The organism is Bacillus sp. FSL M8-0277 (assembly GCF_037975305.1).
Classification (GTDB): domain Bacteria; phylum Bacillota; class Bacilli; order Bacillales; family Bacillaceae; genus Bacillus; species Bacillus pumilus.
Window position 1 is genome coordinate 1,639,619 of sequence record NZ_CP150255.1, and the last position, 24,876, is coordinate 1,664,494.

At 42.1% G+C, this 24,876-nt stretch carries 20 protein-coding genes; all 20 read left to right on the forward strand.

Features of this window, described 5'->3' with window-relative positions:
* Positions 1–37: 37 nt before the first annotated feature.
* The 20 genes from MKZ05_RS08150 (at position 38) to rpsO (ending at position 24,760) form a co-directional block, all read left to right on the forward strand.
* The gene (locus tag MKZ05_RS08150; protein ID WP_003212321.1) at positions 38–820 is read left to right on the forward strand and encodes an isoprenyl transferase; all 783 of its coding nucleotides are present in this window, start codon (positions 38–40) and stop codon (positions 818–820) included.
* A gap of 12 nt (positions 821–832) precedes the next feature.
* Positions 833–1,627 carry a phosphatidate cytidylyltransferase gene (locus tag MKZ05_RS08155; RefSeq protein ID WP_268485851.1) on the forward strand — a complete coding sequence of 265 codons (795 nt, stop codon included), beginning with the start codon at positions 833–835 and terminating at the stop codon, positions 1,625–1,627.
* A gap of 39 nt (positions 1,628–1,666) precedes the next feature.
* The gene (gene dxr, locus MKZ05_RS08160; protein WP_003211521.1) at positions 1,667–2,818 is read left to right on the forward strand and encodes a 1-deoxy-D-xylulose-5-phosphate reductoisomerase; all 1,152 of its coding nucleotides are present in this window, start codon (positions 1,667–1,669) and stop codon (positions 2,816–2,818) included.
* Between the two features lie 6 nt (positions 2,819–2,824).
* Entirely contained in the window at positions 2,825–4,090 is a 1,266-nt protein-coding gene (rseP, locus tag MKZ05_RS08165) for an RIP metalloprotease RseP (protein ID WP_106055909.1), read from the forward strand.
* 79 nt (positions 4,091–4,169) lie between these two features.
* Positions 4,170–5,867, forward strand: a complete 1,698-nt coding sequence (locus MKZ05_RS08170; RefSeq protein ID WP_339162128.1) for a proline--tRNA ligase — start codon at positions 4,170–4,172, stop codon at positions 5,865–5,867.
* Positions 5,868–6,002: 135 nt separating this feature from the next.
* A complete protein-coding gene (locus MKZ05_RS08175) occupies positions 6,003–10,256 on the forward strand; it encodes a PolC-type DNA polymerase III (protein ID WP_339162381.1) in 4,254 nt (1,417 codons plus the stop codon).
* A gap of 421 nt (positions 10,257–10,677) precedes the next feature.
* On the forward strand, positions 10,678–12,528 hold the full coding sequence (locus tag MKZ05_RS08180; protein ID WP_339162384.1) for a glycoside hydrolase family 9 protein: 1,851 nt from the start codon (positions 10,678–10,680) through the stop codon (positions 12,526–12,528).
* Positions 12,529–12,558: 30 nt separating this feature from the next.
* Positions 12,559–14,664: a glycoside hydrolase family 48 protein gene (locus tag MKZ05_RS08185; RefSeq protein ID WP_310426782.1), complete on the forward strand. Its 2,106-nt coding sequence runs from the start codon at positions 12,559–12,561 to the stop codon at positions 14,662–14,664.
* An 84-nt stretch (positions 14,665–14,748) separates the two neighbouring features.
* Complete coding sequence (locus MKZ05_RS08190; RefSeq protein ID WP_003211457.1) at positions 14,749–15,978, forward strand: endo-1,4-beta-xylanase; 1,230 nt, start codon at positions 14,749–14,751, stop codon at positions 15,976–15,978.
* An 18-nt stretch (positions 15,979–15,996) separates the two neighbouring features.
* Entirely contained in the window at positions 15,997–17,127 is a 1,131-nt protein-coding gene (locus tag MKZ05_RS08195) for a glycoside hydrolase (protein ID WP_339162131.1), read from the forward strand.
* Positions 17,128–17,368: 241 nt separating this feature from the next.
* Positions 17,369–17,842, forward strand: coding sequence for a ribosome maturation factor RimP (rimP, locus tag MKZ05_RS08200; RefSeq protein WP_003211398.1), 474 nt, complete (start codon positions 17,369–17,371; stop codon positions 17,840–17,842).
* A gap of 32 nt (positions 17,843–17,874) precedes the next feature.
* Entirely contained in the window at positions 17,875–18,990 is a 1,116-nt protein-coding gene (gene nusA / locus MKZ05_RS08205) for a transcription termination factor NusA (RefSeq protein ID WP_003211013.1), read from the forward strand.
* A gap of 15 nt (positions 18,991–19,005) precedes the next feature.
* Entirely contained in the window at positions 19,006–19,290 is a 285-nt protein-coding gene (locus MKZ05_RS08210; RefSeq protein WP_339162132.1) for a YlxR family protein, read from the forward strand.
* Entirely contained in the window at positions 19,283–19,585 is a 303-nt protein-coding gene (locus MKZ05_RS08215; protein WP_034619894.1) for a YlxQ family RNA-binding protein, read from the forward strand. Before MKZ05_RS08210 ends, MKZ05_RS08215 begins: the two co-directional genes overlap by 8 nt.
* A gap of 19 nt (positions 19,586–19,604) precedes the next feature.
* On the forward strand, positions 19,605–21,725 hold the full coding sequence (infB, locus tag MKZ05_RS08220) for a translation initiation factor IF-2 (protein WP_003212253.1): 2,121 nt from the start codon (positions 19,605–19,607) through the stop codon (positions 21,723–21,725).
* Complete coding sequence (locus MKZ05_RS08225; RefSeq protein WP_012009994.1) at positions 21,722–22,000, forward strand: DUF503 domain-containing protein; 279 nt, start codon at positions 21,722–21,724, stop codon at positions 21,998–22,000. Before infB ends, MKZ05_RS08225 begins: the two co-directional genes overlap by 4 nt.
* Before the next feature lie 17 nt (positions 22,001–22,017).
* A complete protein-coding gene (rbfA, locus tag MKZ05_RS08230; protein ID WP_003210803.1) occupies positions 22,018–22,368 on the forward strand; it encodes a 30S ribosome-binding factor RbfA in 351 nt (116 codons plus the stop codon).
* Positions 22,369–22,436: 68 nt separating this feature from the next.
* The gene (truB, locus tag MKZ05_RS08235; protein ID WP_339162134.1) at positions 22,437–23,366 is read left to right on the forward strand and encodes a tRNA pseudouridine(55) synthase TruB; all 930 of its coding nucleotides are present in this window, start codon (positions 22,437–22,439) and stop codon (positions 23,364–23,366) included.
* 18 nt (positions 23,367–23,384) lie between these two features.
* Complete coding sequence (gene ribF / locus MKZ05_RS08240; RefSeq protein ID WP_310023755.1) at positions 23,385–24,350, forward strand: bifunctional riboflavin kinase/FAD synthetase; 966 nt, start codon at positions 23,385–23,387, stop codon at positions 24,348–24,350.
* 140 nt (positions 24,351–24,490) lie between these two features.
* On the forward strand, positions 24,491–24,760 hold the full coding sequence (gene rpsO, locus MKZ05_RS08245) for a 30S ribosomal protein S15 (RefSeq protein WP_012009997.1): 270 nt from the start codon (positions 24,491–24,493) through the stop codon (positions 24,758–24,760).
* Positions 24,761–24,876: the final 116 nt, after the last annotated feature.

Consider the following 24,876-nt stretch of genomic DNA (forward strand, 5'->3'; position numbering starts at 1 on the left):
GCGGAAACGCAACCTTTTTGGGTGATGGAGGAATCTCATGCTCAATATACTCAAAAATTGGAAGAATCAGCAAACTGCAGCTTCCAACTTAGAAAGTCTGACAAAAGAAGACATATTAAATGGAGAAATTCCTGAACATATCGCCATTATCATGGATGGGAACGGAAGATGGGCAAAAAAACGTGCTCTTCCGCGGGTAGCAGGACATCATGAAGGAATGAAAGTCGTCAAGCGCATGACAAAGCTTGCAAATGAGCTGAATGTCAAAGTGCTGACTTTGTATGCTTTCTCTACAGAAAATTGGAAGCGTCCAAAACTAGAAGTAGACTTTTTAATGAAACTTCCTGAAGAATTTTTAAACATCTACCTGCCCGAGCTCATCGAGGAAAATGTCCGTGTTCGCTTAACAGGTGATCCAGACGGCCTCCCGCAGCATACGAAAAGAGCGGTGGAGAATGCAGTAAAGAGTACGACGAATAACGACGGGCTCATTTTGAATTTTGCGCTCAACTATGGAGGGCGCACAGAAATCGTCTCCGCATGCAGACAAATTTCTGAAAAAGTCAAAGAAGGTAAGCTTCAAGCAGAAGACATCACAGAAGAGATGTTTTCAGCTTATTTAATGACAGAATCTCTTCAAGATCCGGATTTGCTTATTCGCACAAGTGGAGAAATTAGATTAAGCAACTTCATGCTTTGGCAAATTGCGTACAGCGAATTTGTCTTTACGGATGTGCTTTGGCCTGACTTTTCTGATGAGCATCTTATAGGCGCTATCGGAGAATACCAGCGCCGCGGCCGGAGGTTCGGTGGAATTTAGAGGGTGGTGCAGATGAAACAAAGAATTTTGACGGGTGTTTTGGCAGCTGCAGTCTTTTTACTTGCAGTTATATATGGACAGATGCCATTTACCCTGCTGATTTACTTAATGGGAAGTGTCGCTCTCTTTGAGCTTCTAAGAATGAAAAAGATATCGATTTTTAGCTTTCCTGGTATTGTCAGCTTAATATTGCTTTGGCTTTTAATGGGCGGAGAGAATAGCTTCTTCCCGAACGTAGACGCATCAAAAATGCAGATTGCTTTATTTGCAGTCTTAATTCTTTTAACTTATACAGTGTTGAGCAAAAACTCTTTCACATTCGATGAGGTTGCTTTTGTAATATTAGCGACATTATATATTGGTGTCAGTTTCTATTATTTTATTCAAATTAGAGGCTTATATGGCATGAGTGCGATCTTCTTCGCAGCAGTGATTATTTGGTCCACTGACTCAGGTGCCTATTTTATTGGGAAATCGATGGGAAAACGAAAGCTCTGGCCAGAGATCAGCCCAAACAAAACAGTAGAAGGATTTATCGGCGGAATCGTCACAGCGGTCGTGTTGTCATTTGTGTTTCAGGCGGTTACAGAATTTTTGCCATCATATCTGCTCGTTATGTTTATTACGCTTTTGCTCAGTATCTTTGGACAGCTTGGCGACCTTGTGGAATCTGCTTTAAAGCGTCATTATCACGTGAAGGATTCAGGGACAATTCTCCCTGGACATGGCGGGATTTTGGACAGGTTTGACAGCTTTTTATTCGTTCTGCCGTTTTTATATTTATTGCTTGCAACGTTTGCCAGCTAACCTCATAGAAACTTATTGAACGAGAGAAGGAGTGGCAATTTGAGATATATTTCGCTATTAGGCGCAACAGGATCAATTGGAGAACAAACATTAGATGTGATGAGGCAGCACCCAGACAAATTTAAGCTAAAAGCCATGACGTTTGGCCGAAATGTAGACAAGGCCATACCAATCATTGAACAGTTTCAGCCTGAATTTGTCGGATGCTTAAGTGAAGAGGCCTATCACACGCTAAAAGGTCATTCATTTGAATACGATGTCAAAATGGCTGCTGGTGATGAAGCCAACATCGAAGCAGCGACTTATGATGCAGTGGACGTTGTGGTCAATGCCCTTGTCGGAAGTGTCGGGCTTGTTCCAACATTAAAGGCCATTGAACAAAAAAAGACGATTGCACTCGCAAATAAGGAAACACTTGTGACAGCTGGTCATATAGTAAAAGAGTACGCGAAAAGATATGATGTACCTTTACTTCCTGTCGATAGTGAGCATTCCGCTATTTTTCAATGCCTGCAAGGTGAACAAGCTAAAAACATTGAACGCTTAATCGTGACAGCCTCAGGTGGTAGTTTCCGAGATAAAAAACGAACTGAACTTGAAGGTGTTACGGTTGAAGAAGCGCTGAACCACCCAAACTGGTCGATGGGAGCGAAAATTACCATTGATTCAGCGACGATGATGAATAAAGGGCTCGAGGTGATTGAGGCACATTGGTTGTTTGATATACCGTATGAACAAATTGATGTGCTGTTACATAAAGAGAGCATTATCCATTCGATGGTGGAATTTCACGACAAAAGCGTCATGGCTCAGTTAGGGACACCTGACATGAGAGTGCCCATTCAATATGCACTCACATACCCTGACAGGGCGCCATTACCAGAAGCAAAATCATTGAACCTTTGGGAGATTGGACAATTGAATTTCCAAAAAGCGGATTTTGACAGGTATCGCTGCTTACATTTTGCTTATGAATCAGGTAAAATAGGAGGGACAATGCCTGCTGTGCTCAATGCAGCAAATGAAATGGCAGTCGATGCATTTCTGAAAGGCAAAGTAACATTCCTGCAAATTGAAGAATTGATTGAAAAGGCACTAAACAGACATCATGTGATTTCAACGCCTAGTTTGCAAGATATCCATGAAGTGGACAAAGATACACGAGACTTTGTTCAATCAATCCTCACATAAGGTGGTATGTTCGTGAATACAGTGATTGCGTTTATTATTATTTTTGGAACGCTCGTTTTTTTCCACGAGCTTGGCCATTTAATTATGGCGCAGCGAGCGGGGATTTTATGCCGTGAGTTCGCAATTGGTTTTGGGCCGAAGATTTTCTCCTTTAAACGAAAAGAAACCGTTTATACCATTAGACTTCTCCCTATTGGCGGATTTGTTAAAATGGCAGGAGAGGACCCTGAAGTCATTGAAATTAAACCAGGTCATACAGTGGGGCTCTTATTCAATGAGCAAAATGAAGTAGAAAAAATCATTTTAAATGATAAAGAAAAATATCCTGATGCACTTGTCATCGAAGTTGAGCAGATTGATTTAGATCATGCGATGAGAATCTCAGGATATGAAGCTGGAAATGAAGATATTTTGACTGGCTACAATGTAAGTCAAACAAGCTTTTATATTGCAGATGGTGAAGAAATTCAAATCGCACCGTACAATCGTCAATTTGGATCAAAAACGGTATGGCAGCGTATTAAAGCGATCGCAGCTGGACCGATTATGAACTTTATCTTGGCGTATGTGATTTTAGTTGCTTTAGGGTTTATTCAAGGGGTCACCGTTGATGATCCTGTACTCGGCAAGCTGACGAAAGACGGCCGAGCGGCAGAAGCTGGACTCATGCAGGGGGACCACATCGTGTCCATTAACGGGGATAAAATGAATTCTTGGACAGACGTCGTTCAAACTGTTCAAAAGAACCCTGAGAAAAAAATGAATGTCGTCATTGACCGAGACGGCAAAGAAAGCACTGTGCAGGTTGTACCAGAAGCTGTGAAAGCAGACGGAAAAAACATTGGCCGTTTCGGATCTTATCCGCCAACGGAAAATGGATTTCTGAAGGTTATTTCATCCTCAGGAACGACTGTGATTTCAACAGCAGGTCTGATTTTAACGAACTTACAAAAGATTGTCACAGGGCAATTTTCACTAGATATGTTAGCAGGTCCTGTTGGGATCTATGACATGACAGGAGAAGTAGCTAAGCAAGGTGTGTTAACATTAATGCAGTTTGCGGCGTTCCTTAGTATTAACTTAGGTATCGTGAATTTATTGCCGATTCCTGCACTAGACGGAGGACGTTTACTATTCTTGTTTGTTGAAGCCATTCGCGGTAAACCAATTAATCGTGAGAAAGAAGCACTTGTTGTCTTTATCGGTGTTGCATTCCTCATGCTGTTAATGCTAGTGGTTACGTGGAATGACATCCAGCGATTATTTTTATAAAACCAATGTCTCTTGTTTCTCATTACGGGAAACAAGAGTTTTTGTGAGAAGTCCTATTTCATAAATGAGGTGTAACGACATGAGACAATCCCTGACTTTCATACCAACTCTTCGAGAGGTGCCAGCAGATGCTGAGGCAAAAAGTCACCAGCTCTTAGTAAGAGCTGGGTTCATTAGACAAAACACAAGCGGAATCTATCATTATCTGCCGCTTGCTCATAAAGTCATCCAGCATATTCAATCCATCGTTCGCAAGGAGATGGAAAAGGCGGGAGCAGCTGAGCTGTTAATGCCAGTGCTGCAGCAGGCAGAAATGTGGCAAGAGTCAGGAAGATGGTATACATACGGTCCAGAATTGATGCGTATGAAAGATCGTCATGGCCGTGAGTTTGCACTTGGCCCAACGCACGAAGAAGTGATTACATCACTTGTACGCAGCGAAGTGAAATCGTATAAGAAGCTTCCTTTAACTCTTTATCAAATTCAATCAAAATTCCGCGACGAACAGAGACCGCGTTTTGGGCTACTGCGGGGACGTGAATTTATTATGAAGGATGCGTACTCATTCCATTCTTCACCAGAAAGCCTTGATGACACTTACAACAAGATGTTTACAGCTTACTCCAATGTATTCTCAAAAGTAGGTCTTAATTTTAGACCAGTTATTGCAGATTCTGGTGCAATGGGAGGAAAAGATACACATGAGTTTATGGCACTGTCAGAAGTAGGAGAAGATACAATCGCATACTCTGATACATCTTCCTATGCTGCGAACATTGAAATGGCTGAAGCTTTATATCAAGGAGAAGAAGCAAATCCTGCGGACTTCAAAGAACTTGAAAAAGTCCATACACCGCAAGCAAAAACGATTCAAGACATCGCTGGATTTTTAGAAGTTGACCCTTCTCTTTGTATCAAGTCTGTTTTGTTTAAAGCAGATGATGCGTATGTTCTCATCCTGACGAGAGGCGACCATGAAGTAAATGATGTGAAAGTGAAAAACTTGGTAGGAGCACAGCTTGTAGAGCTTGCTACTCGCGAAGAAGTACTAGAAGTCATTGGAACAGAGCCTGGATTTGTTGGTCCAGTGAAGCTGGAAGCAGAAGTCGATATTTATGCAGACCTTGCGGTTAAAGGCATGACAAATGCTGTTGCAGGTGCAAACGAAGCGGATTATCACTATATCAATGTCAATCCTGCGCGTGATGTGTCAGTGAAAGAATTCACAGATCTCCGTTTGATCCAAGAAGGCGACGTTTCTCCAGATGGAGAAGGCACAATCCAGTTTGCTAAAGGGATTGAAGTAGGACAAGTCTTTAAACTAGGCACTCGTTATTCTGAGTCAATGGATGCGACGTACCTTGATGAGAATGGTCGAGCGCGGCCAATGATTATGGGCTGCTATGGTATCGGTATCTCTAGAACGCTTTCAGCGATTGTTGAACAGCATCACGATGAGAAAGGAATCATTTGGCCGGAAGCTGTTGCGCCATATGACCTTCATCTCCTTGCATTAAATATGAAAAACGATGCTCAAAAAGAGCTAGCTGAAACGTTATACGAGCGCTTAGAAGATGAGGGCTTTGACGTACTTTTCGATGACCGTCAGGAGCGAGCAGGCGTGAAATTTGCAGACAGTGATTTAATTGGGCTGCCAATTCGCATTAGCTGCGGAAAACGTTCAGAAGAAGGCATTGTTGAAGTGAAGTTTAGAAAATCAGGGGAATCACACGAAGTATCTGTTGATGAGCTGATTTCTTTTATACGCCAAGCATAAAAAACGAACAAAAAAATGAAGGTACCTCCTGTAGAAAAGAGGTACCTTTCTGATTGACAAAAGGAGGGTCCTGTCTTGGATGAACAATTACCGATCACACGGCGGCAATTTCATATATTACTCAATCAGATTCAAATGACAGATGATGACCTCAGTCGTTACTTTGAAGAAGGAGAAATCGTCAAATTGACGGTGCATAAGGCGGCGAAAATGTGGCATTTCCTTTTTAAATTTAAGGCGCTTTTGCCTTACAAGGTATATGCAATGTTTCTCAGCAGGCTGACAAATGCATTTTCTCATATTGCACAAGTCACTTGCACGATTGAAGTCAATGATTCGAGCATCTCTGAAGAGCTCGTTCAATCGTATTGGTCACATTGTGTGGAAGAGCTTCAAGGAATTTCTCCTCCAATTATCAGCTTGCTTCAGCAGCAAAAACCATCGCTGTCTGGACATAAAATCATCATCAAAACGAAAAGCGAAACAGAGGCTTTGGCCATCAAGAAGAAGTACAGTCCAATGCTCCAGGCTGCTTTTAAACAAGTAGGCTTTCCAGAATTGCAATTTGATACAGAAATTTTTGTATCAGATCAAGAGATTCAGAAGTTCAGAGAACAAAAGCTTGCTGAAGATCAAGAAAGAGCGATGCAAGCCCTCACTGAGATGGAGAAGAAGGAAAGTGAGGAGCAGGAGGAAGGTCCGTCTGGCCCTCTCATGATTGGCTATCAAATTAAAGACAATGAAGAAATTCGTACGCTTGATAGTATTATGGATGAGGAAAGAAGAATCACCGTCCAGGGCTACGTATTCGATGCAGAAACGCGTGAGCTGAAAAGCGGCAGAACGCTTTGTATCTTTAAAATTACAGATTATACAAACAGTATTTTAATTAAAATGTTTGCAAGAGAAAAAGAAGATGCCCAACTGATGAAATCATTGAAAAAAGGCATGTGGGTCAAAGCAAGAGGAAGCATTCAAAACGATACGTTTGTCAGAGACCTTGTCATGATTGCCAATGACGTCAATGAAATGAAACCTCAGCTGAAAGAGGATACGGCACCTGAGGGTGAAAAGCGTGTCGAGCTTCATTTGCATTCCCCAATGAGTCAAATGGATGCTGTTACTGGCATTGGCAAGTTGGTGGAACAAGCAAAAAAATGGGGACATGAAGCGATTGCTCTGACGGATCATGCGGTTGTACAATCCTTCCCAGATGCGTATGCAGCAAGTAAAAAGCATGACATCAAAATGATGTATGGTGTGGAAATCAACTTGGTTGACGACGGAGTACCTATTGCCTATAATCCAGAGCACCGTTTGTTAGAGGATGCAACATATGTTGTATTTGACGTAGAGACAACTGGACTTTCAGCTGTGTATGACACGATTATTGAGCTGGCAGCAGTGAAAATAAAGGGCGGAGAAATCATTGACCGTTTTGAGGCATTTGCAAATCCTCATCACCCACTATCAGCGACAACGATCGAATTAACAGGTATCACGGATGATATGGTCAGAGATGCTCCAGATGTCGTCGATGTCGTACGGGATTTCAAAGAATGGATTGGACAAGATATACTTGTTGCGCACAATGCAAGCTTTGATATGGGCTTTTTAAATACAGCGTACAAACGCCTGTTAAAAACAGATAAAGCGTCAAACCCTGTGATTGATACACTGGAACTTGGCCGATTCCTTTACCCTGAATTTAAGAATCACCGGCTGAACACACTTTGTAAAAAGTTCGATATAGAACTGACGCAGCATCACCGGGCCATTTACGATGCAGAGGCGACAGGCTACCTCATGCTGAAAATGCTAAAAGATGCGGCTGAAAAGGATATTGCCTATCACGATCAATTGAATGAAAACATGGGTCAGTCTAATGCTTACCAGCGCTCACGTCCTTACCATGCCATTCTGATCGCACAAAATGAGACAGGGCTGAAAAATTTATTCAAGCTTGTTTCTCTTTCTCATATTCATTATTTCTACCGAGTGCCGCGCATTCCGCGCTCACAGCTTGAGAAATATCGAGAAGGTTTAATTATTGGGTCTGCCTGTGATAAGGGTGAAGTGTTTGAAGGGATGATGCAAAAATCACCTGATGAGGTGGAAGACATTGCAGCATTTTATGACTATTTAGAAGTTCATCCGCCAGAAGTGTATCAGCATCTGCTACAGCTGGAGCTTGTTCGAGATGAACGTGCGTTAAAAGAAATCATCACAAACATTGTGAAGCTTGGCGAAAAGCTGAATAAACCAGTCGTAGCAACCGGAAATGTGCATTATCTGCATCCAGAAGACAAAATTTATCGTAAAATCTTAATTTCATCACAAGGTGGAGCAAATCCGCTGAATCGTCATGAACTGCCAAAAGTTCATTTTAGAACGACAGATGAAATGCTTGAAGCATTCTCCTTTCTAGGAGAGGAAAAAGCGAAAGAGATCGTCGTGACGAATACGAAAAAAGTCTCTGAGATGGTCGAAAGCATTAAACCAATCAAAGATGACCTATACACACCAAAAATTGAAGGTGCAGATGAAGAAGTACGGGAAATGAGCTATCAAATGGCGCGCAGCATCTACGGAGATGATTTGCCGAAAATCGTAGAAGACCGTATTGAGAAAGAATTAAAAAGTATTATCGGCCATGGATTCGCCGTTATTTACTTAATCTCTCATAAGCTTGTAAAGAAATCACTTGATGACGGTTATCTTGTTGGTTCAAGGGGATCTGTCGGCTCATCTCTTGTTGCAACTTTAACAGAGATTACCGAAGTGAACCCGCTTGCGCCGCATTATGTATGTCCAAGCTGTAAGCATTCCGAGTTCTTTAACGACGGATCTGTTGGTTCAGGCTTTGACCTTCCTGACAAGGACTGCCCGGAATGTGGCACGCCGTACAAAAAAGACGGACATGATATTCCGTTTGAAACGTTCTTAGGTTTTAAAGGAGACAAAGTCCCTGATATCGACTTGAACTTCTCAGGTGAATATCAGCCGATTGCCCATAACTATACGAAAGAGCTGTTCGGTGAAGAGTATGTATACCGAGCAGGTACGATTGGTACTGTTGCAGAAAAAACAGCATATGGTTACGTGAAAGGCTACGCTGGAGATCATAATCTTCATATGAGGGGCGCAGAAATCGACCGGCTTGTACAAGGCTGTACAGGGGTAAAACGGACAACGGGCCAGCATCCAGGCGGTATTATTGTAGTGCCGGATTATATGGACATTTACGATTTCTCACCTATTCAATTTCCAGCAGATGCGACAGGTTCTGATTGGAAAACGACGCATTTTGATTTCCACTCAATCCATGACAACTTGCTCAAACTTGATATATTAGGGCACGATGATCCTACGGTTATTCGTATGCTTCAAGATTTAAGCGGAATTGATCCAAAGACGATTCCAACAGATGATCCAGAAGTGATGAAAATTTTCCAAGGAACAGAGCCTCTTGGTGTAACAGAGGAGCAAATTGGCTGTAAAACAGGTACACTCGGTATTCCAGAGTTTGGGACAAGGTTTGTTCGGCAAATGCTTGAGGATACAAAACCAACAACCTTCTCAGAGCTTGTTCAGATCTCTGGATTATCACACGGGACGGATGTATGGCTCGGGAACGCGCAAGAGCTCATTCACAATAAAACGTGTGAACTAAGTGAAGTGATTGGGTGCCGTGACGATATTATGGTCTATCTCATCTATCAGGGCTTAGAGCCGTCACTTGCCTTTAAAATCATGGAGTCTGTTCGTAAAGGAAAAGGACTTCCCCCTGAATGGGAAGAAGAAATGAAGAATAATAATGTACCGAACTGGTATATTGATTCTTGTAAAAAGATCAAATACATGTTCCCTAAGGCCCACGCAGCTGCTTACGTATTAATGGCTGTACGGATTGCCTACTTTAAGGTGCATCATGCACTTTTATACTATGCGGCTTATTTTACCGTTCGTGCAGATGACTTTGATATTGAAACAATGACAAAAGGATCGAATGCGATTCGAGCGGTCATGGACGATATTAACTCAAAAGGTTTAGATGCTTCACCGAAAGAAAAGAACCTATTAACTGTACTAGAGCTTGCCCTTGAAATGTGTGAAAGAGGCTACCATTTCAAAAAAGTGGATCTCTATCGATCAAGTGCAACAGAGTTTATCATTGATGGAGATGGATTAATTCCGCCATTCAACTCAATCCCTGGACTCGGAACGAACGTTGCGTTAAATATTGTTCGCGCACGTCAAGATGGGGAATTCCTTTCAAAAGAGGATTTACAAAAACGCGGAAAAGTGTCGAAAACGATTCTAGAATATTTAGATCGTCAAGGCTGCTTAGAAGCACTTCCTGATCAAAACCAGCTTTCTTTGTTTTAATGCGATCAATGAAGAGCGCCCTTAAAGGGGCGTTTCTTTTTTATATATACAATAATATTATTATGTTAACTAATAAAGAATTTCCACCAAATGGAATCATTTTCTAATTCATTCATATACCTTGATTTAGCGTGATGTTTTAAAAGAAGAGATTGTATGTCATTCTTTCTACCCAAATAGAGCAAAAAAGAGAATTTCGCCGTCTGAAATGTTCTCAATCGACATATGATCATTCTGGGTACAGTCACAGAAAGAATCAAGAGAAAAAAACTTCGATGAGCGCAAAGCTGATTGCTGTTTACTATGCTTATTTTTGAAACATATTTGATTCTTTTCAAAGCTGTTCAAATCACGTTCTGAATCAAAGGAGGTGGCTTGTCTATTCATGTTTGACTAAATAGAAGGGGTGAGTCATACAGAAATGGCATCGTATAACTATGTAGAGGTTCTTCAAAAATCCTTGTTGTTTTATGAAGCGCAGCGGTCTGGAAAACTGCCTAAAAGCAGCCGTCTCAACTGGCGGGGAGATTCTGGACTAGAGGACGGGAAGGATGTAGGGCATGACTTAACTGGCGGCTGGTATGACGCAGGTGATCATGTGAAATTTGGACTTCCAATGGCGTACTCAGCAGCTGTGCTTGCATGGACAGTATATGAATACCGAGAAGCCTATGAAGAGGCAGAACTGCTTGATGACATCCTCGATCAAATCAGGTGGGCAACAGATTATTTTTTGAAAGCTCATACAGGTCCGAACGAGTTTTGGGCGCAGGTAGGTGATGGGAACGCTGATCATGCTTGGTGGGGACCGGCAGAAGTGATGCCGATGAGCCGGCCAGCTTTTAAAATTGATGAAAATTGTCCAGGAACAGAAGTGGCCGCACAAACTGCGGCAGCTTTAGCAGCGGGCTCTATCATTTTTAAAGAGACAGATGCCCCTTATGCAGCAAAGCTTCTGACGCACGCGAAACAGCTGTATGCATTTGCGGACAGGTATCGCGGCGAGTATACAGATTGTGTCACAAACGCTCAGCCGTTTTACAACTCATGGAGCGGCTATATTGATGAACTCATTTGGGGCGGAATCTGGCTGTACTTGGCAACAAATGAAGAAACCTATTTAAATCAAGCATTAAAAGCAGTAGAGGAATGGCCGAAGGATTGGGATTATACGTTTACCATGTCCTGGGACAATACTTTTTTTGCTTCGCAAATCTTACTCGCCAGAATCACGAAAGAGAATCGATTTATAGAATCGACAGAGCGTAATCTTGATTACTGGACCACAGGTTTTGTTCAAAATGGAAAAGTCGAAAGAATCACTTATACGCCTGGCGGTTTGGCATGGCTTGATCAATGGGGCTCGCTTCGTTATACAGCAAATGCAGCATTTTTAGCCTTTGTTTACGCTGATTGGGTGTCAGATGAAGAAAAAAAGAATCGATACCAAACGTTTGCGATCAACCAAACTCACTATATGCTTGGTGATAATCCGCTTAATAGAAGCTATGTCGTTGGGTTTGGCCAGAACCCGCCGAAGCATCCACACCACCGAACTGCACACGGTTCATGGTCTAATCAACTGACAAATCCTTCGAATCATCGTCACACTCTTTATGGGGCGCTCGTTGGCGGACCTAATGCACAGGATCAATATGACGATGACATCTCTGATTATGTATCAAACGAGGTGGCGACGGACTATAATGCCGCTTTTACAGGAAATCTAGCCAAAATGGTACAGCTGTTTGGAAAAGGGCAATCAAAGCTGCCCAATTTCCCGCCTCAAGAACAACCAGAGGATGAGTTTTTTGTAGAGGCAGCATTGATGAATAACGATGCAACATCTACTCAAGTAAAGGCGGTTCTATACAACCGGTCCGGATGGCCGGCTAGACGTAGTCAAACGCTCTCCTTTAGATATTATGTCAATCTGAGTGAGGTCTTTTCAAAGGGATTCACTGAAAAAGATATTCAAGTGACAACCGCCTACAATGAAGGCGCTTCCTTATCTCCGCTCAAGGTATATGACGCATCAGCTCACGTGTATTATGCAGAAATTGATTTTACGGGCGTAGCGATTTTTCCTGGAGGAGAATCAGAGCATAAGAAGGAAATACAATTTCGATTATCTGCACCAAATGGGTCGAATATATGGGATGCCTCAAATGATTATTCCTTTCAAGGCTTAACATCCAATATGCAAAAAACACCGAGAATTCCTGTTTTTGATGATGGTGCTTTAGTATTTGGTACACTTCCAGACAAATAAAAATCAAGATTTTTTGAAAGGGTGAAGGATTTGTCAAACAAAGAACGGTTTTTAACGCTTTATCATCAAATTAAAAGTGATGGGAATGGATATTTTTCATCAGAAGGAATTCCGTATCATTCAATTGAGACGCTTATTTGCGAAGCGCCTGATTATGGGCATATGACAACGTCAGAAGCGTATAGCTATTGGCTGTGGCTAGAGGTGTTGTACGGACATTACACAGGGGATTGGAGCAAATTAGAGGCAGCCTGGGACAATATGGAGAAGTACATCATCCCAGTAAATGAAGATGGAAATGATGAGCAGCCGCATATGAGCGCCTACAATCCTTCTAGCCCAGCCACATACGCAGCGGAAAAACCATATCCAGATCAATATCCTAGTCAGCTGAGCGGAGCTCGTCCTGCTGGTCAAGATCCGATTGATGGTGAATTGAAATCAACCTATGGAACGAATGAAACGTATTTAATGCACTGGCTGCTTGATGTCGATAACTGGTATAAATATGGGAACTTACTCAATCCATCACATACAGCCGCATATGTGAACACGTTCCAACGTGGGCCGCAGGAATCTGTATGGGAGGCGATCCCACATCCATCACAAGATGATCAATCTTTTGGGAAGCCAAATGAAGGCTTTATGAGCTTGTTCACAAAAGAAAACCAAGCACCAGCTGCTCAGTGGCGCTATACCAATGCGACGGATGCTGATGCGCGTGCAATACAAGCGATGTATTGGGCAAAGGAACTCGGCTACAATAATTCAACCTATCTTGATAAAGCGAAAAAAATGGGTGATTTTCTCCGTTACGGTATGTACGATAAGTATTTTCAAACGATTGGAAGCGGCAAGCAAGGGAATCCGTACCCTGGAAACGGAAAGGGTGCCTGTCATTACTTAATGGCGTGGTATACCTCTTGGGGCGGAGGACTTGGCGACTATGCAAACTGGTCATGGCGTATCGGAGCGAGCCACTGCCACCAAGGGTATCAAAACCCTGTCGCCGCTTATGCTTTGTCCTCAGACAAAGGTGGTTTAAAGCCATCTTCCGCTACCGGTGCAAGCGATTGGGAAAAAACATTAAAAAGGCAGCTTGAATTTTATGTATGGCTTCAATCAAAAGAGGGAGCGATAGCAGGAGGCGCAACCAATAGCTGGAATGGAGACTATAGTGCATATCCGGCGGGAAGAAGTACTTTTTACGATATGGCATACGAGGATGCACCTGTTTACCATGATCCACCTTCTAATAACTGGTTTGGGATGCAGGCATGGCCGATGGAGCGCGTAGCAGAGCTTTATTATATTTTTGTGAAAGATGGAGACAAAACTTCTGAAAATGTCCAAATGGCGAAATCTTGTATCACAAAATGGGTCGACTATGCATTAGATTACATTTTTATCGGCAGCCGTCCTGTGTCGGATGAAGAGGGGTATTTCTTAGATGACCAAGGACAAAGAATTCTAGGAGGAACAAATGCTGCTGTTGCTACAACGAGTGCACCTGGCGAGTTTTGGCTTCCTGGAAATATTGCTTGGAGCGGACAGCCTGACACGTGGAATGGATTCCAGTCTGCAACAGGAAATCCAAACCTAATAGCTGTCACAAAAGATCCAACTCAGGATACGGGCGTACTAGGGAGTCTCGTCAAGGCTTTAACTTTCTTTGCTGCTGCTACTAAGCTAGAAACAGGGGATTATACAGCGCTTGGCGTAAGAGCGAAAGATGCAGCCGCTCAGCTCCTTGAGGTTGCGTGGAATTACAATGATGGCGTGGGCATTGTGACAGAGGAAGACAGAGAGGACTATGACCGCTTCTTTAAAAAAGAAGTGTATTTCCCAAATGGTTGGAGCGGGACATTTGGTCAAGGGAATCAGATTCCTGGATCAAGCACTATTCCTTCTGATCCACAGCGAGGAGGTAATGGGGTCTATACGAGTTTTGCTGATCTTCGTCCAAACATTAAACAAGATCCAGCATGGTCTTCACTCGAGAGTAAATATCAGTCTTCATATAATGAAGCAACAGGCAAATGGGAGAATGGGGCACCGGTTTTCACCTATCACCGTTTTTGGTCACAAGTGGATATGGCCACTGCCTACGCAGAATATCATCGTCTAATCAACTAGCAGGTGAAATTTAAGCTGCCGGTTTCTTTGAGCCGGCAGTTTGTTTAAGAAATATAAATACAGTGAAGATAAGGGTGTTTTTACATGGTCAAAGAAAGAAGTTTTCTTCATCAATCAATAAACAAGGGCGAAAATGAGCAGATCAATCTGATGTGGAAAAAAGAGGCGAATGATCGAATCTCAGAGCATAGACAAAGAGATCTTGAAATAAACGTCACAAATCACGATAAAAAGCCAATAGCAGGAATAGAGGTTGAGTTGAAGCAAATTAGGCATGAATTTGCATTTGGTTCAGCGATGAATGACCAAGTGTTATTTAATCAACAATATGCCGATTTTTTTGTGAAGCATTTTAATTGGGCTGTTTTTGAAAATGAGGCAAAATGGTATGCAAATGAGCCGGAAAGAGGGAGAATCACCTACGAAAAAGCAGATGCGATGCTGAATTTTGCAGATAAACATCAACTTCCAGTAAGGGGGCACGCTTTATTTTGGGAGGTAGAGGACGCCAATCCAAGCTGGCTGAGGTCACTACCGAATCACGAAGTGTATGAAGCCATGAAAAACCGGCTTGAGCATGCGGGCAATCACTTTAAAGGAAGATTCCGTCACTGGGATGTAAACAATGAAATGATGCATGGTTCATTTTTTAAAGACCGCTTCGGGAAAAATATTTGGAAATGGATGTATGAAGAAACGAAAAAAATTGACCCTCAAGCACGATTGTTTGTGAATGATTATAATGTGATCTCATATGGTGAGCACCATGCTTATAAAGCACATATCAATGAACTTCGTCAGTTAGGCGCACCTATTGAGGCGATTGGTGTACAAGGGCATTTTGAAGAACGGGTCGATCCAGCCGTTGTAAAAGAGAGGCTCGATGTGCTTGCTGAGCTTGGACTTCCTATATGGGTTACAGAGTACGACTCTGTTCACCCTGACGCTAATAGAAGAGCGGATAACCTAGAGGCTTTATATCGCGTCGCATTTAGTCATCCAGCCGTAAAAGGAGTGCTAATGTGGGGATTTTGGGCAGGTGCCCATTGGAGAGGTGAGCATGCGGCCATCGTGAATTACGATTGGTCTTTAAATGAAGCAGGTAGACGTTACGAAAAGCTTCTAAATGAGTGGACGACACAAAGAGTTGAAAAAACAGATGCTAATGGCAATGTGACATGTCGAGCATTTCACGGGACATATGAGATTCGAATCGGTAAAGAAAGTAAACTGTTGAAACAGCAGACAATTGAACTTGATTCAAATGAACAAACACCACTTCGGCTAGATGTGATCATACCTGAAGAAGGATAGATTGTGAGGAGAATGTAAATGAAAAAGTGGACTCAAAGAGTGTCCTTCTTCATACTTGTGGTCGCTATATGGGCCGGATGGTTTTCACTGACGATTAAAGCCGCCGCTTATGTACAGACGTCTGGCACACAATTTACGCTGAACAATCAACCATTTTACTTTGCTGGTACAAATAATTACTATTTCCATTACAAATCTAAAAAGATGGTAGATGCAGTGTTCGATGATATGAAAGCAATGAATTTAAAGGTCTTACGTATTTGGGGATTTCACGACGGAGCCCCTCAAGAAAACTCCGTTTTACAATCTAGTCCAGGGGTCTATGAAGAATCGGGTTTTCAAAAACTAGATTATGCGATTTATAAAGCGGGGCAGGAAGGAATAAAACTTGTCATCCCACTAGTGAACAATTGGGATGACTTTGGCGGGATGAATCAATACGTAAAGTGGTTCAATGCAGGATCACATGATGCCTTTTATACAGATCCTCGTATTCAACATGCTTACAAAAATTATGTGCGTTATGTTTTAGAAAGAACGAATACGTACACAGGTGTTCAATATAAGGACGATCCAGCTATTATGACTTGGGAACTAGCCAATGAGCCGCGTGTGCAGTCAGATCCAACGGGTAATATACTAGTCAAATGGGCAGATGAAATGAGTACATGGGTCAAATCGCTGGATCGTCACCATCTTGTTGCAGTAGGAGATGAAGGATTTTTTCGCATACCAGGCCATGAAGATTGGTTTTACAGAGGCGGAGAAGGCGTCGATTGGGACCGTTTGACAGCTCTCTCTAATATCGATTATGGAACCTACCATCTGTACCCAGATCATTGGAACAAGTCTGCTGCTTGGGGAGTGAAATGGATCGAAGACCATATCATCCGCGGGAAGTCAATCGGAAAACCAGTTGTGTTAGAAGAGTTTGGCTATCAAAATCAATCAGCACGTCCTGACGTATACCAAAGCTGGCTGTCAGCGGTTGAGCGGCTCGGAGGGGCTGGTAGTCAATTTTGGATTTTAACAAGCATTCAAGACGATGATTCTCTCTATCCCGATTATGACGGTTTCCGCATCATAAAAGGGAGCAGGGAGGCAGCCCTTATCAGTGAACATGCGAAAAGAATGAACGAAAAGAACTGATGGCGAATGCCTGCTGAATAAGGAACTTCATTTGCATAAAAAAATTGGATATGGTATAGTTTTTATGGAAATGCTAACGATTACCGAGACAAGAGTGGGGAAACCCGCTCTTTTGTATTGAACAGGCAATTTTTGTCTCGACATTATTCATCCGTTTTCTGCTCCCCCTGCTCACATAAAGCAGGGTTTTTATGCAGAATGATTGATAAGAGCGTTTATCGAAAGCACAAGGAGGAAGAGAATGAGCAAAAAAGTAGTGGATGTCGTAAGCGAAATGGTACAGCCAATTTTAGATGGCTTACAGCTTGAACTCGTTGATGTTGAATTTGTCAAAGAGGGTCAAAACTGGTTCCTTCGCGTGTTTATTGACTCTGATAAAGGCGTCGATATCGAAGAATGTGCCAAAGTGAGCGAAGCCTTGAGCGAAAAGCTTGATGAGGCAGATCCGATTAGCCAAAACTACTTTCTTGAAGTGTCCTCTCCTGGAGCGGAGCGCCCATTAAAGAAAAAAGCTGATTTTGAAAAAGCACTTGGAAAAAATGTTTTCATGAAAACATATGAACCAATTGATGGTGAAAAAGCATTTGAAGGTGAGCTTACAAGCTTTGATGGTGAGATTGCAACAGTGACAGTGAAGATCAAGACAAGAAAGAAAGAGATCAATATTCCATACGAAAAAATAGCTAACGCAAGATTAGCAGTTTCGTTCAATTAACCTTTTCATTGATATAAGGGGGAACCATAAAAATGAGTAGTGAGTTGTTAGATGCCCTGACTGTTCTCGAGAAAGAGAAGGGTATTAGTAAAGAAATTATTATTGAAGCGATAGAAGCTGCACTCATTTCTGCATATAAGCGTAACTTTAATCAAGCGCAAAATGTTCGTGTTGATTTAAACCGCGAAACGGGAACAATTCGCGTATTTGCAAGAAAAGATGTTGTAGATGAAGTGTATGATTCTCGCCTTGAAATCTCTGTAGATGATGCAGCCAATATGAACCCGAATTACATGGTAGGTGACGTCGTTGAAATTGAAGTCACGCCAAAAGATTTCGGACGCATTGCAGCTCAGACTGCGAAACAAGTGGTGACGCAGCGAGTGAGAGAAGCAGAGCGAGGTGTGATCTACACTGAGTTTATCGATCGCGAGGAAGACATTATGACAGGAATCGTTCAGCGAATTGACAGTAAATTCATTTACGTGTCACTTGGCAAAATCGAAGCCCTTCTTCCGGTCAACGAACAAATGCCAAATGAGGACTACAAACCACATGACCGTATTAAGGTGTTTATTACAAAAGTCGAAAAAACAACAAAAGGACCACAAATTTATGTGTCTAGAACACATCCAGGTCTTTTAAAGCGTTTATTTGAAATTGAAGTGCCAGAAATTTATGATGGTACTGTAGAGCTTAAATCGGTTGCTAGAGAAGCTGGGGACCGTTCTAAAATCTCTGTTCGTACGGATGATCCTGATGTTGACCCAGTTGGTTCTTGTGTTGGACCAAAAGGCCAGCGTGTACAAGCAATTGTCAACGAGCTAAAAGGCGAAAAAATTGACATTGTCCATTGGTCTAATGACCCGGTTGAATTTGTTGCCAATGCATTAAGTCCATCAAAAGTACTTGATGTTATTGTGAATGAAGAAGATAAGGCGACAACAGTCATTGTCCCTGATTATCAGCTGTCGTTAGCCATTGGTAAAAGAGGTCAAAATGCTCGTCTTGCAGCAAAGCTGACTAGCTGGAAAATTGACATTAAAAGCGAAACAGATGCAAGGGAACTCGGTATTTTCCCAAGAACTGAAGACTCTGAATCTCTTTTCTTAGAGGCTGAACCAGTAGCTGAGGAATCTGACGAATAAGAGGTGATGTAAAAGGTGAATAGCCGAAAAAAAATCCCGCTTAGAAAATGTGTCGTGACGGGAGAAATGAAACCAAAGAAAGAACTGATCCGTATTGTTCGTTCTAAAGAAGGTGAAGTGTCTGTTGACGCAACTGGAAAAAAGAACGGACGCGGAGCTTACCTTTCTCTCGATAAAGAAACCATTCTTGCGGCAAAGAACAAACGCAGTTTACAGCAGCAATTTCAGACACAGATTGACGAACACATATTTGAAGAATTACTAGAACTAGCTGAAAAGGTGAAAAAACCAAATGACTGATTCTAAGTGGTATCCTTTGCTTGGTCTAGCAAATCGAGCTCGTAAAGTCGTGTCAGGAGAAGATCTTGTGATCAAAGAAGTTAGACATGCGCGTGCTAAGCTGGTTCTTCTTGCAGCAGATGCCTCACCGAACACAGAGAAAAAGGTATCTGACAAATGCAAATTTTATAATGTTCCGGTTAGAAAAATTGAAGACCGTTCCGTTCTCGGACGTTCTATTGGGAAAGAAGCTCGCGTAGTTGTCGCTGTCACTGACCAAGGCTTCGCTAAGAAGCTTATAAGCTTGCTCGATTAATTTATTTGGGGGTGAACGAATGGCTAAAGTGAGAGTATATGAATACGCAAAAGCCATAGATGTTTCAAGTAAAGATATTATAGCAGCGCTTAAGGATATGAATGTGGAAGTGAACAACCACATGGCGACGCTTGAAGACGACACTGTGAAAAAGCTAGACGCTATCTATAAAAAAGCCAAAGCAAAAGAGACAACTAACGAGAAACCCGCAGAACAAAAAAAACAATCATCTAACAAAAACAATGATAGAAAGAAGAATGACGTGCAGAATAATCAATTTAATAAAAACAAAAAAAACAACAACCAAAACAAAAACAAAAATAAACGCGGTGGGAATAACAAATCGCAGCATCAACAAGCTAGACCTGTGAAGCCTAAGAAAGAGCTTCCTGAAAAAATTGAATTTACAAATTCAATGACAGTCGGCCAGCTGGCTGAAGAGCTTGGAAAAGAAACAGCTGAAATTATCAAAAAGCTGATGATGCTTGGTGTAATGGCAACCATTAACCAAGAGCTGGATAAAGATACAGTTGAACTAATCGCTTCTGAATATGGCGTTCCAGTAGAGGAAGTCATTATTTTAGAAGAAACTGAACTTGAAAAGTATGAAGTGGAAGATAAAGAAGAAGATATGCAAGTACGCCCTCCAGTTGTGACGATCATGGGACACGTTGACCACGGGAAAACAACGCTTCTTGACAGCATTCGTAAGACGAAAGTCGTTGAAGGCGAAGCTGGTGGAATCACGCAGCATATCGGTGCATACCAAATTGAAGAAAACGGCAAGAAAATCACGTTCCTTGATACACCTGGACACGCAGCCTTTACAATGATGCGTGCACGTGGTGCCGAGGTAACGGATACAACCATTCTAGTCGTGGCAGCAGATGATGGCGTGATGCCGCAAACGGTAGAAGCTATTAACCATGCGAAAGCAGCAGAAGTGCCAATCATTGTTGCTGTCAACAAAATTGACAAACCAACAGCGAACCCTGACCGTGTGATGCAGGAATTAACGGAGCATGGTCTAGTACCAGAAGCTTGGGGCGGCGAAACGATCTTCGTTCCTCTATCTGCAAAAACAGGTGAAGGCATTGACGAATTGATCGAAATGATCCTTCTTGTCAGCGAAGTTGGAGAACTGAAAGCCAACCCAAATCGTGCGGCAAAAGGGACTGTTATCGAGGCTGAGCTTGATAAAGGAAGAGGGTCAGTTGCAACCCTTCTTGTTCAAACTGGTACGCTTCAAGTAGGTGACCCAATCGTTGTCGGAAATACATTTGGGCGCGTTCGTGCAATGGTCAATGACATCGGGCGCCGCGTGAAAACAGCAGGACCATCTACACCTGTTGAAATCACTGGTTTAAACGATGTACCAAATGCAGGGGATCAGTTCCTCGTATTCAAAGATGAAAAAACAGCTCGTCAAGTAGGTGAGGCGCGTGCTTCGAAACAGCTTGATGAACAGCGTTCAGACAAAGCGAAATTATCTCTAGATGACCTATTTGAGCAAATCAAACAAGGTGAAGTGAAAGATATCAACTTGATCGTGAAAGCAGACGTACAAGGTTCTGCTGAAGCACTGACGGCCGCTCTTCAAAAAATTGAAGTAGAAGGCGTAAAAGTGAAAATCATCCATACGGGTGTTGGAGCGATTACAGAATCTGATATTATTTTAGCAAGTGCTTCTAATGCGATCGTGATCGGATTTAACGTACGTCCTGATGGAAACGCGAAGAGCACAGCTGAAACAGAAAACGTAGATATCCGCTTACACCGCATTATTTATAAAGTCATCGATGAAATTGAAGCGGCGATGAAAGGAATGCTTGACCCTGAATATGAAGAAAAAGTCATCGGTCAAGTTGAAGTTCGTCAAACGTTCAAAGTATCTAAAATCGGTACAATTGCTGGTGGTTATGTCACTGAAGGAACCATCACAAGAGATAGTGGTATCCGCTTAATTCGTGACGGCGTCGTTATTTTTGAAGGCGAAGTCGACGTATTAAAACGATTCAAAGATGATGTGAAAGAAGTTTCACAAGGTTATGAATGTGGTATTACCATTAAGAAATACAATGATATCCGTGAAGGCGATGTTCTGGAATCATTTGTTATGCAAGAAATCGAAAGAAAATGATCGGTTATACCGAATGTGAGTGCATCATTTATGATGCCTCCTCACTGAAGGAAAAACGTGCGGTTCTTCAGCGTATATTGACAAGAACGCGCCATAAATTCAATGTAACCATGGCTGAAATGGATTACCAGGACACATGGCAGCGTACATCAATTGGAATCGCCGTGATTTCCTCATCTCGGGTTCAAGTGGAAAAGGAATTGCAGCGTGTTTTAAGCTTTATTGATTCTTTTCCTGAAATTGAACGAACGATCACGAAAACTGAGTGGTTTTAATTAGAGGTGATATGATCATGAGTATGAGAGCAACCCGCGTGGGTGAGCAGATGAAAAAAGAATTAGGCGACATCCTAGGCAGAAAGCTAAAAGATCCAAGAATCGGCTTTTTGACTGTAACCGATGTCGAAGTAACCGGTGATTTGCAAATTGCGAAAGTTTACATTTCTGTTCTCGGTGACGAGAAGAAAAGAGAGGAAACCTTAAAAGGCCTTGCTAAGGCTAAAGGGTATATCCGCTCTGAAATTGGCAATCGAATTAGACTTCGCAAAACACCAGAACTGCACTTTGAATTCGATGAATCCGTGGATTACGGAAACCGAATTGAAAGCCTAATTGCTGAACTAAACACAAAAGATCACGAATAAGACGTTGAAATAAGGATAGGCGATGATCGTCTGTCCTTTTTCATCGTTTACGAAAGGAGAGAGCGCAGATGGTAAATGGTGTTCTTTTATTACATAAAGAAAGAGGGATGACCTCTCACGACTGTGTGTTCAAAGTGAGAAAGCTCTTACATACAAAAAAAGTCGGACATACAGGCACCCTCGACCCCGAGGTATCAGGTGTTCTGCCCATTTGTATTGGAAGAGCAACGAAGATTGTCGAATACTTAACAGATAAATCGAAAACGTATGATGCAGAAATCACGATTGGATTTTCTACAACAACAGAAGACCAAACAGGTGAGATCGTAGAAGGAAAAAAGGTACAAAACCCCATCTCAGAAGAAGACATTGATGCTGTGCTGAAACAGTTTCAAGGAACCATTGAACAAATTCCTCCTATGTTTTCGGCTGTGAAAATTGGCGGAAAAAAACTCTACGAATATGCAAGAGAAGGCATTGAAATTGAGCGGCCGAGCCGCGAGATTACGATTCACCGTATCGAGCGGACAACACCTGCTTTATTTGAAAATGGAAAAGTATCATTTAGATTCACCGTTTTATGTTCAAAAGGAACGTATGTCAGAACCTTAGCAGTTGATATTGGAAAGAAACTAGGATTTCCAGCTCATATGTCACATCTCATTCGCACAGGATCAGGTGATTTTACACTAGATGAGTGCATCACCCTTGATGAGCTGCGAGATATAAGCGAAGAAGGCACAGTAGATGAGCACCTTGTCTCGATCGAGCGCGCGCTCGATCATTTGCCGAAATGGGAGATAAATGATACATTAGCAAGTAAAGTGGAAAACGGTGCAGTCCTGCCCATGCCTGATGAATTCGCTCATTTCGCAGAGGAAGATCGTGTCGCTGTCTTTGCTCCTTCAGGCCGGTGTATGGCGATATATATGAAGCACCCGACCAAACAGAATCTGATGAAGCCGGCGAAGATCTTATCTCAGGACAAGCAATCTTAAAGAAAAGGTGACCATCTCGTGAAGACTATACATATTTCACACCCACATACATTGAATCAAAAGGATCAAGACCCGTCTGTTATGGCTTTAGGGTATTTTGACGGTGTTCACCTCGGACATCAAAAAGTGATTGACGCAGCAAAAAGCATTGCGAGAAAAGAAGGATTGGCTTTAGCGGTCATGACCTTTCATCCGCACCCATCACATGTTTTGCAAAAAGCACGTGAACCCAAGGACTTAATTACACCGCTTGAGGATAAAATTGATTTCATCGAACAACTGGGCGCTGACTATTTATACATTGTGCAGTTCAGCGAAAGCTTTGCAGCGCTATCTCCTCAAGAGTTTGTCGATCAATATTTAGATGAGCTGAATGTGAAGCACGCAGTAGCTGGTTTTGATTTTACGTTTGGCCGTTTTGGTGCAGGTACAATGGAAACCTTCGATGAGTACGGAAAAGGGCGTATTATGGCCACCATCGTTCCTAAGTTGTCCAATCAAGACCGAAAAGTCAGCTCAACACTCATACGCTCTGCATTGAAAAATGGGGATGTTGAATATGTGAGTGAGCTTTTAGGAAAACCGTATCAGCTGCGCGGTATTGTCATTCATGGTGATAAACGAGGACGGACGATCGGCTTTCCGACTGCGAATGTCGGTTTATCTGCTGAGTATATCATTCCGCCAACAGGGGTTTATGCAGTAAAAGCAGAAGTGAAAGGCAAAGTGTATGACGGTGTTTGTAATGTTGGCTATAAACCAACCTTTTATGAAAAACGCCCTGATCAACCTGCCATTGAAGTAAACCTCTTTGGTTTTAACGAAGAAATATATGGTGAACCGATTAAATTACAGTGGTTCAAGCGCATTCGCAGTGAGCAAAAATTTAACGGAATCCAGGAGTTAACGGCTCAAATCAGTCAAGATAAAGAAGAAGCGATTCAGTTTTTTCAACATCAGCGAAAGCAAACAAAAAATTCATAGAAAAACTGCTCTACCATTTGCAAATTCAGCATATTTTTAGTATGATTATTCCTGTAGCTTTAAAACCACTTACTTGGCAGGCCGACTTCACCGACGGTTGCGAGGTAGATGGGGCTAACATGATTTGGAGGTGAAACAGGATGGCTATTACTCAAGAGCGTAAAACTCAATTAATTAGTGAGTTCAAAACACACGAATCTGATACTGGATCTCCAGAAGTTCAGATCGCTGTCCTAACAGAATCAATTAACAACTTGAACGAGCATTTACGTACTCATAAGAAAGATCACCACTCACGTCGCGGTCTTTTGAAAATGGTAGGTAGACGTCGTAATCTTCTTACGTATCTACGTAATAAAGACGTAACTCGTTACCGTGAGTTAATTAACAAACTAGGCTTACGTCGATAATCGTAAAAAGCGGGAGGATTCCCGCTTTTTTATCGTATAATCACTAATATTTTATGGTTAAAATGTTGAAAGAATGGCAAAAACCCTTCTACATACACCTTTCACATTGATATGTG

What these genes read in the sequence shown, in the direction of transcription:
- MKZ05_RS08225 (WP_012009994.1), top strand. Translation starts at nt 21,722, where the DNA reads ATGATCGGTTATACCGAATGTGAGTGCATCATTTATGATGCCTCCTCA.
- infB (WP_003212253.1), top strand. Translation starts at nt 19,605, where the DNA reads ATGGCTAAAGTGAGAGTATATGAATACGCAAAAGCCATAGATGTTTCA.
- MKZ05_RS08175 (WP_339162381.1), top strand. Translation starts at nt 6,003, where the DNA reads ATGACAGATGATGACCTCAGTCGTTACTTTGAAGAAGGAGAAATCGTC.
- MKZ05_RS08215 (WP_034619894.1), top strand. Translation starts at nt 19,283, where the DNA reads ATGACTGATTCTAAGTGGTATCCTTTGCTTGGTCTAGCAAATCGAGCT.
- nusA (WP_003211013.1), top strand. Translation starts at nt 17,875, where the DNA reads ATGAGTAGTGAGTTGTTAGATGCCCTGACTGTTCTCGAGAAAGAGAAG.
- rseP (WP_106055909.1), top strand. Translation starts at nt 2,825, where the DNA reads ATGTTCGTGAATACAGTGATTGCGTTTATTATTATTTTTGGAACGCTC.
- MKZ05_RS08170 (WP_339162128.1), top strand. Translation starts at nt 4,170, where the DNA reads ATGAGACAATCCCTGACTTTCATACCAACTCTTCGAGAGGTGCCAGCA.
- MKZ05_RS08190 (WP_003211457.1), top strand. Translation starts at nt 14,749, where the DNA reads ATGGTCAAAGAAAGAAGTTTTCTTCATCAATCAATAAACAAGGGCGAA.
- MKZ05_RS08150 (WP_003212321.1), top strand. Translation starts at nt 38, where the DNA reads ATGCTCAATATACTCAAAAATTGGAAGAATCAGCAAACTGCAGCTTCC.
- MKZ05_RS08195 (WP_339162131.1), top strand. Translation starts at nt 15,997, where the DNA reads ATGAAAAAGTGGACTCAAAGAGTGTCCTTCTTCATACTTGTGGTCGCT.
- truB (WP_339162134.1), top strand. Translation starts at nt 22,437, where the DNA reads ATGGTAAATGGTGTTCTTTTATTACATAAAGAAAGAGGGATGACCTCT.
- rpsO (WP_012009997.1), top strand. Translation starts at nt 24,491, where the DNA reads ATGGCTATTACTCAAGAGCGTAAAACTCAATTAATTAGTGAGTTCAAA.
- rbfA (WP_003210803.1), top strand. Translation starts at nt 22,018, where the DNA reads ATGAGTATGAGAGCAACCCGCGTGGGTGAGCAGATGAAAAAAGAATTA.
- MKZ05_RS08155 (WP_268485851.1), top strand. Translation starts at nt 833, where the DNA reads ATGAAACAAAGAATTTTGACGGGTGTTTTGGCAGCTGCAGTCTTTTTA.
- rimP (WP_003211398.1), top strand. Translation starts at nt 17,369, where the DNA reads ATGAGCAAAAAAGTAGTGGATGTCGTAAGCGAAATGGTACAGCCAATT.
- MKZ05_RS08180 (WP_339162384.1), top strand. Translation starts at nt 10,678, where the DNA reads ATGGCATCGTATAACTATGTAGAGGTTCTTCAAAAATCCTTGTTGTTT.